The organism is Arthrobacter sp. B3I4 (genome assembly GCF_030816855.1).
Taxonomy (GTDB): Bacteria; Actinomycetota; Actinomycetes; order Actinomycetales; family Micrococcaceae; genus Arthrobacter.
In genome coordinates, this window is record NZ_JAUSYK010000001.1 from 438,140 (window position 1) to 452,565 (window position 14,426).

A 14,426-nucleotide genomic window follows, 5' to 3' on the forward strand; every position below is an offset into this window, starting at 1 on the left:
CCATGCACACCGAACAAGACCACTCCGCGCCTGCCGGCGGAGGGAAGGACAGTTCTGAGCCGGACACCCACCTGACCGGCGGCGACGGCGTGGACGGTTTCATTCTGGACTTGGCCCAGGCCGGTTCCGCACCGCTCCGCCTGGTCGGCGGCAAGGCGCTGAATCTCGGCAAGCTCACCGCCGCTGGCCTTCCGGTGCCGGCTGGCTTCTGCCTGACCACGGACGCCTACCGGTTGTCAGCTCCAACCGGCCTGCAGGCACTTGCCGCCCGCCTCGACGGCGTTACAGCAGGGGCGTCCGACGGCGGCACCTTCGACGTCGGCGCTTCCGACGCCGGGGCCACTGCAGCGGAGCTCGACGGACTGCCGGCCCGGGCGCGTGCGCTGATCGGCGCAGCCGCTGTCCCGCCAGCCGTCGAAGCCGCACTGCGGTCCGCCTACGCCGCCCTCGGGGCGGAGCCGGCGGTTGCCGTCCGGTCTTCCGCCACCGCGGAGGACCTGCCCTTCGCCAGCTTCGCAGGCCAGCAGGACTCCTACCTGGACATCACAGGCGCCGACGCGGTTGTGGACGCCGTCAGACGTTGCTGGGCCTCGCTCTGGAGTGACCGGGCGGTGGCGTACCGCTCCGCCAACGGCGTCAGCCACCGGGACGTGGGGCTCGCCGTCATCGTGCAGGTCATGGTGGATGCCGCTACCGCGGGCGTGATGTTTACCGCCAACCCGGTCACTGGCACGCGGACCGAGACCGTGGTCAACGCCAGCCCCGGGGCAGGACAGGCGGTGGTCTCGGGCGCGGTGAATCCGGACCAGTTCACCCTCGCCACGGCGTCGGCCGCGGTCCTGCGCCGGGTGCCGGGCGACGATGACCCGGAGCGGTGGTGGAGCCTCGACGACCCTGAGCTCGCCCGCTTGACCCGGCTGGGCGACGCCGCGCAGCGCCTCTTCGGCACGCCGCAGGACGTGGAGTGGGTGCTCGACGCTTCGGACAAGGTCTGGCTGACTCAATCCCGGCCAATCACCTCGCTGTATCCGCTGGAGGATCCGTTCTCTCCCGGGACGCCCGCTATCGGCGGTGACCCAGACGGTGACCCAGACGGAGGCAAAGGGACGCGGGTCTACCTGTGCGGGACGCTGCTGCAGGGACTTACCCGCCCGATCACGCCGATGGGGCTCGTGGCCCTGAGCAAGGCACGGAATGACAAGGGACCGTGGCAGTACGCGAACCCGGGGCTGCGCATGTTCGTAGACCTGACGGCAATGACGCAGAACAAATGGGGGCGCCGCTACCTGACACAGATGCTCCCGCTCGCTGACGGCAGATCAGCCGCCCTCGTCCCGGAGCTGCTGGCTGATCCAAGGTTCGCGGTCCGGAAGCACACCCACACAATCCCCGGAGCGACGCCCCACAAGCCCCGGCTCCGGAAGCCCGGCAAGGAGGCCGCCGCCAGCCTGCGCATGGTTCTGGGTCTGATCCCGGCGATGCTCGGCGCCGCGCTCCGTCCGGAAGCGGAACTTCGCCGCGCTGAGGCCTACGGGCAGCGGCTGGAAGCGGATTTGGTACTACCCGAACCGGCCACCGCTCGGCAGCGCCTCGACTACTCAGAGCGGCTCCTGCGACGGACGATCGACGGGCTGATCCAGGCCACCCTGCCCGGCCCCTCCGTCGGCTACATTATGCTGGCCGTCGCCCGGCGCTTGCTGCGTGGCATTGCCGCGCCGCGGGAACTGGAAGCCGTGCTGCGCGGCCTGCCCCACAACGTGACCACAGAGATGGATTTGGAGCTCTGGCACCTGGCGGTGGACATCGGCGCCGACCAGGCCTCACGGGACGCCTTTCTGGCGCGGGAACCGGCCGACCTCGCGGCAGCCTACCGGGCCGGCCTGTTGCCTGCCGTCGGCCAGGAGGGAGTGCAAGCCTTCCTGGCCCGGTACGGCCACCGCGCGGTGGCGGAGATCGACCTCGGCATGCCGCGCTGGTCCGAGCAGCCTGACCACATCCTGGGCATGATCACCAACTACCTGCGCGTGGAGGACCCGGAACAGGCTCCGGAGCAACAGTTCCGCCGGGCAGCGGAACACGCGGAGGAACGGATCCGCAGTCTGGTGGCCCAGGCCGGCACCCGCGGCCGGTGGCGCGCCAGAGCACTCGAACTGTGCCTGCGGCGGGTCCGGCAGCTGTCCGGCCTGCGCGAGCTGCCCAAGTTCCACATCGTGACGATTCTGGGCGAAATGCACCGCCAACTGCTGCTCGTCGGCGCCGAGCTGGTGCGTGCCGGCGTCATCGTCGACGCCGAAGATGTGTTCTTCCTGGACTTCGATGAGCTCCGCGTGGCACTGCGGGGAGCCCGGATGCACCCCCTCGTCGCCAGCCGCCGGCGGTTGTACGACGTCGAACTCCGCCGCCGCCACATCCCGCGCGTGCTGCTCTCCGACGGGACCGACCTGGAAGCAGCCGTGATGGCGAAGGCGCCACCGTACGGCGCCCTGAGCGGCACCCCCGCCTCGGCTGGCACCGCAACAGGGAGGGTCAGGGTAATCACGGACCCGGTGGGGGCGCGGCTTGAGCCAGGCGAGATCCTGGTGGCCCCCTCCACGGACCCCGGCTGGACCCCGCTTTTCCTGACAGCGGGTGCCTTGGTCATGGAGATGGGCGGCGTCATCTCGCACGGGGCAGTCGTCGCCCGCGAGTACGGCATCCCGGCGGTGGTGGGGGTGCCTGATGCGACCACCCGGCTGCGCACCGGCCAGAGCGTCACTGTCGACGGCGCGGCCGGCACCGTCCGCGAGCTGCCGGACTAAGAGCCCGCCAAGCTACAAACCGCCGTCCGGGCTGGCCGACGCGCCGGGCGTTATCTTTAGTCCATGGTGTCAACAGGCCGCGCGGTCCCCGGCGCACCCGAACCGGACCCGGAAGTTTTCGGGTCAGGGCTCATCGACGTTGCTGCCCGGCTGGATGCCGCAATAGCCACTGCGGACTGGTTCGCGCTGCCGGCGGGCGCGGTCCGCGGTGAGTTCCAAGCACCCAGCGGGGCCCTGGCCACGCTGAGCATGGGTAATCCGGGCAATCCGCCGGTTTTGCTGGTCCCGGGCGCCACCGGGTCCAAAGAAGACTTTGCGCTCATGCTGCCCCAGCTTGCGGCCGCCGGCTACTTTGTCCTCAGCTGCGATATCGCCGGCCAGTATGAATCGGCCGGTGCCGGCCCGGAGCACCTCGTCCCGCCGCGGGAACACTACGGCTACCAGCTGTTCACCGGGGACCTAATCGCTTTGCTTGAGGCCGGCACTGGTCCCGCGCACGTGGTTGGGTACTCGTTTGCCGCCATCGTCGCCCAGTTGGCCTTCGTGCAGCGGCCCGAGCTGTTCCGCAGCCTGACTCTGCTCAGTTGCCCGCCCCACTCGGGCAACTGTTTCCGCGGCGTACAGCGGATCGGGCGGTTTAGCGCTCTGGCGAGCCCCAGGGTCGGTGCGGCGCTGATGATTTGGGGCATCCGCAGCAATCTCGTCCGCGTCGCCCCCTCCCGGATCCGTTTCGTAAGGTCGCGCTTCCGCCTCACCCGCCGGGCTTCGGTGCGCGACATCTTCGGTCTGATGCAGCACGTTCCGGACCTGCGTCCGGAGCTGGCCGCTGCGACCCTGCCGAAGTTTGTCGCCGTCGGGGAACACGACCTCTGGCCGCTGGCGTTGCACCGCCGCTTCGCGCAGGCAATCGGCGCGAAAATCGCGGTCTACCGCGGCGGCCACAGCCCAAGTGAAACGTCGCCGCACCAGATGAGCCGGGATCTGATAGCCCTCTACGCCGAGGCCGGTTGAGAGAAGGACGGGGCCGGGGGCCCGGGCGCCGGTCGGGCGGGGATTCCGGAGGAGCTGGCGCCGGAAGTTAGCGACCCGAAGGACCCGCTTCGGCCGTCACGGGAAATTAAGCCAGCACTCAGACCCTTGCACCCGGGCGCCGCGCCCCGTACGTTGGGGGCAGCGGAAGAATGTCTCCGCAGCCGTTGGCCTTGCATGGCCGCCGGAGATCAGCAGCGTTTCAGAAGGATAAAGCATGGCTACAGGCACAGTTAAATGGTTCAACGCCGAAAAGGGTTTTGGCTTCATTGCCCCGGATGACGGGTCAGCCGACGTTTTCGCCCACTACTCGGCAATCGCCAGCAGCGGCTACCGCTCGCTGGACGAGAACCAGAAGGTCGAGTTCGACGTCACCCAGGGTCCGAAGGGCCCGCAGGCCGAGAACATCCGTCCGCTCTAAACTTTCAGGAATGGCCCGCACCGCCGGGCCGTAACTCCTAGAAAACACCGCAGCCCCTCCGGAGTACGTATCCGGAGGGGCTGTTGTGTTCCTAGCCGACGTGGACCCAGGGCCGTCGGGTAACGTCGGGTTCGGCTTCGCGCAGCACCTCGCGGGTGACCGGCGCGATTTCCCCTTCGCCGAACGCGAGGAAGCGCAGCAGGTTGGTGACCGGGTTTCCCTCGGTCCAGCGGAAGTAGATGTGCGGCATTAGACCGGTCACGTCCCGGATGTGCAGCAGCACCGAGGCGATCGTGTTGGGGACCACGGGGCCGTGCACTTCCAGGATCCGGTATCCGTGCCGCATGATGCCCCTAACCTCGAGTTCGGTCTCGAAGTCGGAGGAATCGTCCACGATCACTTCGAGGAAGACGGCACGGTAGTCCAGCGGAAGGTGGCTGACTTCGATGGCTGAGTCGAGTTTTTGCCGGTATGCCTCTGCGCTGAGGCGCAGCGGTTCGTGGGCGACGATCTGCAGCGGACCTTCCAGTTCATCGGACATAAACTCCAGCGCCTGCCGGTCCAGGTGGACGTGGGTGGCGTGCAGTTCGAAGGAGCGCCCGGCGCGGGAAAGCAGGGAGATCACGATGATGCCGAGGATGAAGATCGATGCGATCCGGATGCCTTCGGGGCGTTCAATGATGTTTGCCACGGTGGTGTAAATAAAAACAACGGCAACGATGCCGAAGCCCACCGTCCGCTTACCTTGCCGCTGCCTGCGGGCCGACAGGGTCACGGCGACTGCCGCGGAAGTCATCAGCACCAGCACGCCGGTGGCGTAAGCACCGCCCTGCGCGTCGACGTCGGCGTCGAAGATCCACGTGATGAGGAAACCGATGAGGGTGAAGACCAGGACGAGGGGACGGACAGCCCTCGCCCAGCCGGGGGCCATCCCGTAGCGGGGCAGGTACCGCGGTACGAGGTTGAGCAGCCCGGCCATGGCGGAGGCGCCGGCGAACCAGAGGATCGCGATGGTGGAGAGGTCATAGACGGTGCCGAAGCCCACGCCTAGCTGCTCGTGCGCCAGGAAGGCCAACGCGCGGCCGTTGGCCTGGCCGCCGGGCTGGAACTCGCGCTCCGGAATCAGCACCACCGTGGTGAAGCTGCTAACTATCAGGAACGTGCTCATGATGAGCGCTGCGGTGGTCAGCAGCCTGCGGGCGCCCCGGATCCGGCCGGCCGGGAAATCTTCGGTGTCGTCAGCATGGCCCTTGATCTGCGGCATCACGGCGACCCCGGTCTCGAACCCGGACAGGCCGAGGGCAAGTTTGGGGAACACCAGCAGCGCGAAGCCGACGGCCAGGAGCGGATTCCCGTGTGAGGTAGAGATCGCCTGCCACCAGTTGCCCACAGCAAGCGGATGCGTCAACACCTCCCAGAGAGACACGCCGACGACCACGACGTTCAGACCCAGGTAGAGTCCCACAATCACGACGGCGACGCCGATCGCTTCCTTGAAGCCCCGAAGGAACACGGCCGCGAGCATAGCGAGCAGGATCAAGGTGATGGGGACGTTCTGACCCTGCAGCCAGCTAGGCGCTACCGGATTCTGGATAAGGTGCGCGGTTGCGTCAGCGGCCGACAGTGTCATAGTGATCGTGAAGTCTGTCGCTGCGAACCCGAGCAGGACCAGGACGAAGAGCTTGCCGCCCCACCGTGGCATCAATCGTTCCAGCATGGCAATGGATCCTTCACCGCGGTGGCTCTCGCCGGCAACACGGCGGTAGACCGGCAGTGCGCCAAGTAAGGTGATGGCCACCAGCACCAGCGTGGCGAGCGGCGAGATCACCCCGGCCGCGAGCGCGGCGATTGCGGGCTGGTAGCCGAGGGTGGAGAAGTAGTCGACGCCGGTCAGGCACATGACCTGCCACCACGAGTGTTTCTTTTCGTGCTCGGTAGGCACCCCGCCCGGACCCTGATGTGCGCCTTTGCTGTCCTGCAGCCCGACGAGCAGCCACTTCCGCAGCACGGTCCTGCGGCCGGGGCGCGGTGCCGACGGATCGGCCGGCGGCCTGCTCAGCGTTGTCATGGTGTCCCTTCCTCCCGGCGCCTCCCTAAAGGGCGGACGCCGCTTGCTGTCCTCACTTGCGAAGCTAGCAGCGGGCTTTGCGCCGCCCATTACCGGGGCAGGGATATTGATGAATCCTTGACGCCACCCGCCCCAGCTGGACTCCTGAAGGGATGGAAGAATGACTGCATGGCACGTGGAACGCTCCGCATCTTCCTGGGTGCGGCCCCGGGAGTGGGCAAAACCTACGCCATGCTCCGGGAGGGCCACCGGCTCCGGTCCGCCGGTGAGGACGTGGTCGTCGCGGTGGCCCGTGACCGCGGCCGCCGGGACACCCGGAAAATGCTTGAGGGCCTCGAAGTGATCGAAACCAGGCGGTTGCCCCTGGGCCCGGTGGAGGTGGAGGAACTCGATCTGCCCGCGGTGCTCCAGCGGGCGCCAGCGACCGCGCTCGTCGATGAATACGCCCACACCAACGCCCCGGGAAGCCGGAACCAGTTCCGCTGGCAGGACGTCGACGAATTACTGGCCGCCGGCATCAACGTGTTCTCCACGCTGGACATCCAGCAGCTCGCCTCCCTGACCGACGTCGTCAGCGCGATCACCAGGGGCCGGCCGGCCGAAACCGTCCCCGACGAAATCGTCAGGCGGGCCGACCTGCTGCAACTCGTGGACCTCTCCCCGGAGCTTCTGCGGCTTCGGCTCGCGGCCGGAAAGATCGTGCCGGCCGACAGGATCGATGCGGCACTTTCCGACTTCTTTCGCCCCGGCAACCTCGCGGCCCTCCGGGAGCTTGCCCTGTTGTGGCTGGCGGACCGGGTGGATGAAGGCATGGCCAGTTACCGGGCAGGCAACCGGATCGACGCCAGCTGGCCCACACGGGAGCGCGTCGTCGTCGGCCTGTCCGGCGGCCCTGAAGGCGCAGGGCTGATCCGTCGCGGCGCGCGGTTGCTCCACCGTGCCAGCGGCGCCGATCTGCTCACCGTCCATGTCATCTCCGCGGAAGGCGCGGCCGCGGAGTCGCCGCAGGTTTTGGAAGCACAGCGGAAGCTGGTCCAGGACCTGGGTGGAAGCTTCCACGTCGTCACCGGGGATGACCCGGCGGCGGCCCTACTGGATTTTGCGCGCAGCGTCAATGCCACCCAGCTGGTACTCGGCGTTTCCCGCGCCGGTTTAGCGGCACGGATGCTAGCCCTCTTGCGGGGCGGGGACACTACCGCGCGGGTGCTTCGCGGTTCTGGCGGTATTGATGTCCATCTGGTCCCGCAGGAGGGCCAGCAGCACGGCCGTCGGCCGAGACGGGAGTGGGACCTGGGCCGGCGGAGGGTCCGTGCCGGGTTCGGGCTGGCCCTCACCGTGCCGATGCTGCTCCAGCTGCTGCTGGGACTCAATCCGGACCCGAACCTGGCCACCTCCATGCTGGTCCTGCTCACAGGCTCCGTGGCGGTGGCACTGGTCGGCGGGCTCTGGCCCGCGGTTCTCGCCGCGCTGTGGAGCAGTGTGCTCGTGAACTACTTCTCCACACCCCCAATCGGCAACCTGACCATCAGCGACGCCCAGAATGTCCTCGCCCTGCTGGTATTCGCCGGCGTGTCAGGCACTGTCGCCGTCGTCGTCGACCGCTCCGCGCGGCGGTCCAAGGAGGCGGCCCGCGCGCGGGCGGAGGCCACCGCCCTGGCCCAGCTGGCACGCGGCGCCCCAGGCACGGAAGACACGGTCACGGGCCTGCTGGAACAAGCGCTGGATGTCTTCCAGGTCCGCGGCGCCGCGCTGTTCGGCCTCGTCCCCGGCAGTGACGCCCCCGGTCCGGGCGCCGCGGAACCGTCGGGCGCCGTCCCGCCGGCGGTAAGGGAGCGGTGGCGGCAGCTTGCCGGCGCAGGGGAGCTCTCACCAGCCGCCGGGCCGGACAGCGGGGTGCCGGCTGCCCCGAGCGGGGACAACGTCGAACAGATCAACGCCACCACGCGTCTGGTCCTGTCCGGGCGGGTGCTGGCAGCAAGCGACCGCCGCCTGCTCGGCGCCTTCGGCGTGCATCTGCTGGCTCAACTGGAAAACCAGCAGCTGCTGGCCAGCCGAAGCCAGCTCCGGCGCCTGGCCGAGAGTAACTCCATGCGCACCTCGCTGCTGCGGGCTGTCTCCCACGACCTGCGCACTCCCCTGGCCGGTATCAAACTGGCGGTAGGAGGCCTCCGCCAGGCCGGAGTCCGCTACACCAAGGAAGAGGAACAAGAACTGCTGGAAACCATTGAGGAGTGCTCCGACCGGCTGGACGGCCTGGTGGCGAACCTGCTGGACATGTCACGGATCACCTCCGACGCCGTCCAGCCCCTGCTTCGGCCCGTGCGCTGGTATGACGTGATCAGCGGCAGCCTGCACAGCCTCCCGGCTGCCCGGGTACGGGCCCGGGTCCGGGTGGAGCTACCCGCCAACATGCCCGAAATCGAAGCTGATCCGGGCATGCTCGAGCGGGTCATCGCGAATATCGTCGAGAACGCCCTCAAATACGCCCCCGATTCGGACATTGTGGTGACGGGCACGGCCGGCGGTCTCAGCCCGGCATCGGTGGACGGGCGTCCCGCCGGGGAACTGCGGATCATCGACCATGGCACCGGCATTCCTGCCGACAAGGTGGTGGAGATGTTCCGTCCCTTCCAGCGCCTGGATGACGGGAGCGCCAGCGGTGTGGGCCTGGGCCTGGCCATTGCCAGAGGGTTCACCGAGGCGATGGGCGGCCGGCTCAAAGCGGAAGCCACCCCCGGCGGCGGTCTAACCATGGTGGTCAGCCTGCCCCTCTCCGAGGGCGCCCCCTTCCAGCAGCACGCCGGGCAGGCACCGCTGGAACCTCAGTCGCTCCTCACCGGCCGCCACCACCTCCCGCCGCTCCTCTCCTCCCCCACAGACGCGCCATGACCGCCGTCCTCGTCGTCGACGACGACCCCTACCTGTTGCGTGCCCTCCGGATCACGCTGCGGGCCCACGGCTACGAGGTCACCACGGCGGCCGACGGGCAATCCGCGCTCGTGGCTGCCGCGCAGACGCCGCCGTCGCTGGTCATCCTGGATCTGGGCCTGCCCGATATGGATGGAACGGCCGTGCTGGCGAAGCTCCGCCGCTCCAGCCGGGTTCCCGTGCTGGTCCTCTCGGCCCGCCACGGTTCCACCGACAAGGTCCAGGCCCTGGACGCCGGAGCGGATGACTACATCACCAAGCCGTTCGGGCTGGACGAACTGTTGGCCAGGCTGCGGGCACTGTTGCGGCGCAGCCCGGATGGTTCGGACCGTCCGGTCGTCACCACCGACGCCTTCACCGTGGACCTCGGAAAGCACCGGGTCACCCGCGACGGCGGGGACATTCGGCTCACGCCGACGGAGTGGAAAATGCTGGAGGTACTGGTCCGCCACCCCGAGAAGCTAGTCACCCAGCAGCAGCTGCTGTCGGAGGTGTGGGGGCCCGCCTATGCAAAGGAGACCAACTACCTCCGGGTGTACATGGCCCAGCTGCGCCGCAAGCTGGAACCCGACGCCGCCGCTCCCCGGCACCTGATTACTGAGGCCGGGATCGGGTACCGCTTCCTACCTTGAGGCCCGCCGCCTGTGGGCCTGCCGGCCGCCGGCTGAAGCGCGGTTTAGACGAATGCAGACTTCCCGGTCACCGCCCGGGCCACGATCAGCGAATTGATTTCATAGCTGCCCTCGTAGGTGTAGAGAATTTCAGCGTCGCCGAAGAGCTTGCCCATCTCGTAGTCGCTGCTGATCCCGTTGCCGCCCAGCAGCGAGCGCCCCATCGCAACAGAGGCCCGGGCCAGGCGGGTGGTGGTCGACTTGGCCATGGCTGCCTGCACCATGTCCAGTTTGCCCTCCTGCTGGATCCGCGCGAGCTGGGCCATCAGGGCCAGCGACACACTGGCGTTGCCCAAGATTTCGGCCAACTGCTGCTGAACCAGCTGAAAGCGGGCCAGTTCCCTGCCGAATTGCTTGCGTTCCAGCGCGTAGGCGCGGGCGACGTCGAACGCGGCCAGCTGGATTCCGGCGCCCTGCCAGCCCACCCAGGCCCGCGAGTCCCGCAGCAGCTCGTTGGCGCGGGAAAAGTTCGTCGCTCCCGGAAGCAGGTTGGATTCGGGAATTCGGACTTCGTCGAGCACGATGTCGGCGTTCTGCATGATCCGCAGCCCGATCTTGTTCGCGATCTTGGTGGCCGTGTAGCCGGGCCGGTCCGTCTCCACGATGAAGCCCTTTATTTGCTGGTCCGCGACGTCGCGGGCCCAGACCAGGGCGAAGTCGGCGATGGTTCCGGCGCCGATCCAGCGTTTGGCCCCGCTGATCACCCACTCGCCGTCGTCGAGCCGCGCCGTGGTGGACAGGCCGCCGGCAATGTCCGAGCCGTGGTCCGGTTCGGTCAGGGCGAAGGCACCCAGCTGGGTGAACGCCGTCAGCCCCGGCAGCCAGCGGGCTTTCTGCTCGGCCGAGCCGAGCTCATCGATCATGCCGACAATCAACTCGTTGTGGATGCCCACCAGCGCCGAGAGCGAGACGTCGGCGCGGGCCACCTCGACGTACATGAGTCCCTTGAAAAGCTTGGATGTGCCGTCCGTCTGCAAGCCGCCCAGACCGTACTTGCCCAGCTCCGCGAGCAGGTCGAACGGGAATTCTTCGCGGTTCCAGTAGTCGATCGAGGCGGAGCGGATCCGGGCCTGCAGAAACTCACGGATCTCCTGGTAGCGGGCCCGCTCGTCCGGGGACAGCAGATCCGTAATGTACATAAGGTCGGCGTCCGGAAACGGCGGTACGACGGGCGTGGGGACCAGAGTTTCCTTCTCACCCTCGCCTGCGGCTGCTTGGAGCGCGGTCTGTCCGCTGGCACTTCCTGGTGACTGCACGGGCACGCATCCCTTCGTTCTGTGCCGCGCATCGGCAGCAACGTCGACTCTTCCAAACCCTTGGATGTCCTAGTATATTGCACAGTGATGTTGATCACTAGGGATGTTGATCGCTGCGAAAAGTGATCACCCGGCCGGCGGCGGCCGTCTTGGCTGCTGTCGGCCACCGGCTGCGAAAGGTGCACCCATGACCGTCACTGAGGAATTCCGCGCCGCGAGGGACCGGCTGCTGGCTCTGCGGGAAAACTACGCCGCCGCCCGCGAAGAATTTCAATGGCCGCGCTTCGAAGAGTTTAATTTCGCTCTCGACTGGTTCGACCAGCTCGCCGCCGACCCGGCCAAGGCCGACCGGCCCGCCCTGGTCATCGTGGAGCAGGACGGCGCGGCGACCCGACGCAGCTTCGCCGACCTCTCGGCACGCTCCGCCCAGGTCGCCAACTGGCTCCGGGCGCAGGGCGTCCGGCGCGGGGACCGGATGATCATCATGCTCGGCAACCAGGTAGAGCTGTGGGAATTGATGCTGGCCGGGATCAAGCTCGGCATCGTCATGATCCCGACCACCACCCTGATGGCGCCGGCGGACCTGCAGGACCGGGTGGAACGCGGCGGGGCGCACTGGGCCGCCGTCGGAAGCGCCAATATCGCCAAGTTTGCCGACGTGCCGGGCGACTACACCTTGATCGAAATCGGCGAGGGCGGCGGCACGGAGTCCACGGCCCTGCAGTACGCCGATGCGTCCGCGAGCGCGAAGGACTTCGTCCCGGACGCGCCGACCCGGGCTGATGAGACCCTGCTGCTGTACTTCACCTCCGGCACCACGTCCAAGGCCAAGCTGGTGGAGCACACCCACACCTCCTACCCGGTGGGTCACCTCTCCACGATGTTCTGGATCGGCATGGAACCGGGCGACGTGCACCTGAACGTAGCCTCCCCGGGCTGGGCGAAGCACGCCTGGTCCAACGTCTTCACGCCCTGGATCGCCGAGGCCTGCGTGTTTATCTACAACTACGACCGCTTCGACGCAAAGGCGCTGATGGAGCAAATGGACCGCGAACGGGTCACCAGCTTCTGTGCGCCGCCGACGGTCTGGCGGATGCTGATCCAAGCCGACCTGACCCTGCTGAAGAATCCGCCCACCAAGGTGGTCTCCGCGGGTGAGCCGCTGAACGCCGAGGTGATCGACCAAGTGAACCGGGCGTGGGGCCAGACCATCCGGGACGGTTTCGGCCAGACCGAAACCACCGTGCAGATCGCCAACACCCCGGGCCAGCCGATCAAGATCGGCGCGATGGGCAAACCGCTGCCCGGCTACGACGTCGTCCTCGTCGATCCCGCTACCGGCGAGGAGGCGGACGACGGCGAGCTGTGCCTGCGCCTGGACCCGCGTCCCGTCGGGCTGATGAAGGCCTACTACGGCGACCCGGAAAAGACGGCGGAGGCCTTCCGGGACGGCTATTACCACACCGGCGACATGGCGAGCCGGGATGAACGAGGCATCATTACGTACGTCGGCCGGGGCGATGACGTGTTCAAGTCCTCCGACTACCGGCTTTCCCCCTTCGAACTGGAAAGCGTGTTGATCGAGCACCCTGCGGTGGCGGAGGCCGCCGTCGTGCCCTCCCCCGATGCCCTCAAGCTGTCTGTGCCCAAGGCGTTCGTGGTCCTGGCCGCGGGCCACGAACCCGGACCGGAACTGGCAGAGGACATCCTGCGCTACTGCCGGGAGCACCTGGCCCCGTTCAAACGGATCCGCCGGCTGGAGTTCACCGAACTGCCCAAGACCATCTCCGGCAAGATCCGGCGGGTGGAACTGCGCCGTCACGAGGAACTGCGCCACGGCACCAGCAGCATGCCCGAAGGCCTTGGCACCGAGTACTCCGAGGACGACTTTCCGGGACTCAAAGGGCAGGGCTAGGCATGGGCGCCCCGTTGCCACGTGACCCGATCGCCGACGCCCAGCGGAACTGGGAGCGGCACGGCTGGGCCGACGTTGCCGCGCCGATGGCGGCGATCACGGCCATTATGCGGACCCAGCAGATCCTGCTGGCCCGGATCGAGACCGCGCTGAAGCCGTTCGGCCTGACGTTCGCGCGCTATGAACTGCTGGCCCTGCTCAGCTTTGCCCGCAGCGGCGCACTGCCGATGAACAAGGCGAGCGCGCTGCTGCAGGTCCATCCCACCTCGGTGACCAATGCCGTGGACCGGCTGCAGGAGGCGGGGCTGGTGCTGCGGTCCCCGCACCCCACGGACGGCCGGACCACGCTGATCGAGCTCACCTCCGAGGGACGCACACTGGCGAAGCGGGCGACTGCGGTGCTGAACTCCGACGTCTTCGGCCAGTCCGGCTTCGAGCCGGACGACGTGGAGCAGTTGATCCGGATTTTGGGCGACTTCCGGCGAAACGCCGGAGACTTCAGTAGCTGACGGCCAGGCGGCGGGGCCTGGGCTCACGACGCGCAAATGCGCGGACGCGGCAGGAATTCCAGCCGCGACAGGACATTTGCGCAGGGCAGGATGGGGGGCGCGTCGCATGCCCGTCCCGCCTAAACTGGATGGGCGGCCGGGGCGGCGATAGCCCCGGGCATGCGACGGGCCGGAGGAGAGCTGGATGGAATTCGACGAATCGTTCTGGGACGAGCGGTACCGCCAGCACAGCGAACACGGGTCGGTGTGGAGCGGCCAGCCGAACGCGCAGCTGGTGGTCGAGGTCGCGGGGCTTATGCCTGGCTCGGCACTGGACGTCGGAGCCGGGGAGGGCGCGGATGCCGTCTGGCTGGCCCGCCGCGGCTGGCGGGTGACGGCCGTAGACATTTCCTCGGTGGCGCTGGCCCGGGCTGCCGCGGCGGTGGCGCCGGACCCTGAAACTGCCGCCCGGATCAGCTGGCAACATCAGGACCTCACCGTTTCACCGCCACCGGCCGGTACCTTCGACCTCGTCTCCGCTCAGTACCTCCACCTGCCGGCTCCGGAACGCGACGGCGTGTACCACCGGCTCGCCGCCTCGGTGGCGCCCGGCGGCACGCTGCTGATCGTGGGCCACCATCCCTCAGATCTGGAGACCAGCGTCCGGAGGCCCTCCGCGCCGGGTCTGCTGTTCACCGCCGAACAGGCCGCGGCGGACCTTGATCCGGACGAGTGGGAGATCATCACGTGCGCCGCCCGTCCACGCGCCACCACGGACTCCGACGACGTACAGGTCACCGTGCGGGACGCCGTACTAAACGCCCGTCGACGGGCGTAGCCGCAGACCTCCCG

Annotated in this window: 10 protein-coding genes; 8 read left to right on the forward strand and 2 right to left on the reverse strand. The window is 68.0% G+C overall.

Annotation, left to right across the window (positions count from 1 at the left end):
* Positions 1-2: 2 nt before the first annotated feature.
* The 3 genes from QFZ61_RS02055 to QFZ61_RS02065 all read left to right on the forward strand — a co-directional run bounded on the left by QFZ61_RS02055 (position 3) and on the right by QFZ61_RS02065 (position 4,248).
* Entirely contained in the window at positions 3-2,798 is a 2,796-nt protein-coding gene (locus QFZ61_RS02055; RefSeq protein ID WP_307032856.1) for a PEP/pyruvate-binding domain-containing protein, read from the forward strand.
* 63 nt (positions 2,799-2,861) lie between these two features.
* Positions 2,862-3,809, forward strand: coding sequence for an alpha/beta fold hydrolase (locus tag QFZ61_RS02060; RefSeq protein WP_307032858.1), 948 nt, complete (start codon positions 2,862-2,864; stop codon positions 3,807-3,809).
* A gap of 235 nt (positions 3,810-4,044) precedes the next feature.
* On the forward strand, positions 4,045-4,248 hold the full coding sequence (locus tag QFZ61_RS02065) for a cold-shock protein (protein ID WP_013599688.1): 204 nt from the start codon (positions 4,045-4,047) through the stop codon (positions 4,246-4,248).
* Positions 4,249-4,339: 91 nt separating this feature from the next.
* Here the strand turns inward: QFZ61_RS02065 and QFZ61_RS02070 are convergent, their stop codons facing one another.
* Positions 4,340-6,316: an amino acid transporter gene (locus QFZ61_RS02070; RefSeq protein ID WP_307032860.1), complete on the reverse strand. Its 1,977-nt coding sequence runs from the start codon at positions 6,314-6,316 to the stop codon at positions 4,340-4,342.
* 168 nt (positions 6,317-6,484) lie between these two features.
* On the opposite strand from QFZ61_RS02070, the gene QFZ61_RS02075 reads away from it, so the two are divergent.
* Together QFZ61_RS02075 and QFZ61_RS02080 are read left to right on the forward strand one after the other, a co-directional pair.
* Positions 6,485-9,205, forward strand: a complete 2,721-nt coding sequence (locus QFZ61_RS02075; protein WP_307032862.1) for a DUF4118 domain-containing protein — start codon at positions 6,485-6,487, stop codon at positions 9,203-9,205.
* Positions 9,202-9,876 (forward strand): response regulator, encoded by a 675-nt coding sequence (locus QFZ61_RS02080; protein WP_307032864.1) that lies wholly within the window; start codon positions 9,202-9,204, stop codon positions 9,874-9,876. Before QFZ61_RS02075 ends, QFZ61_RS02080 begins: the two co-directional genes overlap by 4 nt.
* 44 nt (positions 9,877-9,920) lie before the next feature.
* Here the strand turns inward: QFZ61_RS02080 and QFZ61_RS02085 are convergent, their stop codons facing one another.
* Complete coding sequence (locus tag QFZ61_RS02085) at positions 9,921-11,054, reverse strand: acyl-CoA dehydrogenase family protein (protein ID WP_307037952.1); 1,134 nt, start codon at positions 11,052-11,054, stop codon at positions 9,921-9,923.
* 304 nt (positions 11,055-11,358) lie between these two features.
* On the opposite strand from QFZ61_RS02085, the gene QFZ61_RS02090 reads away from it, so the two are divergent.
* From QFZ61_RS02090 to QFZ61_RS02100, 3 genes are all read left to right on the forward strand, one after another.
* Entirely contained in the window at positions 11,359-13,086 is a 1,728-nt protein-coding gene (locus tag QFZ61_RS02090) for an AMP-binding protein (protein ID WP_307032866.1), read from the forward strand.
* Between the two features lie 2 nt (positions 13,087-13,088).
* Positions 13,089-13,595: a MarR family winged helix-turn-helix transcriptional regulator gene (locus QFZ61_RS02095; protein ID WP_307032867.1), complete on the forward strand. Its 507-nt coding sequence runs from the start codon at positions 13,089-13,091 to the stop codon at positions 13,593-13,595.
* Positions 13,596-13,779: 184 nt separating this feature from the next.
* On the forward strand, positions 13,780-14,412 hold the full coding sequence (locus QFZ61_RS02100; protein WP_307032870.1) for a bifunctional 2-polyprenyl-6-hydroxyphenol methylase/3-demethylubiquinol 3-O-methyltransferase UbiG: 633 nt from the start codon (positions 13,780-13,782) through the stop codon (positions 14,410-14,412).
* Positions 14,413-14,426: the final 14 nt, after the last annotated feature.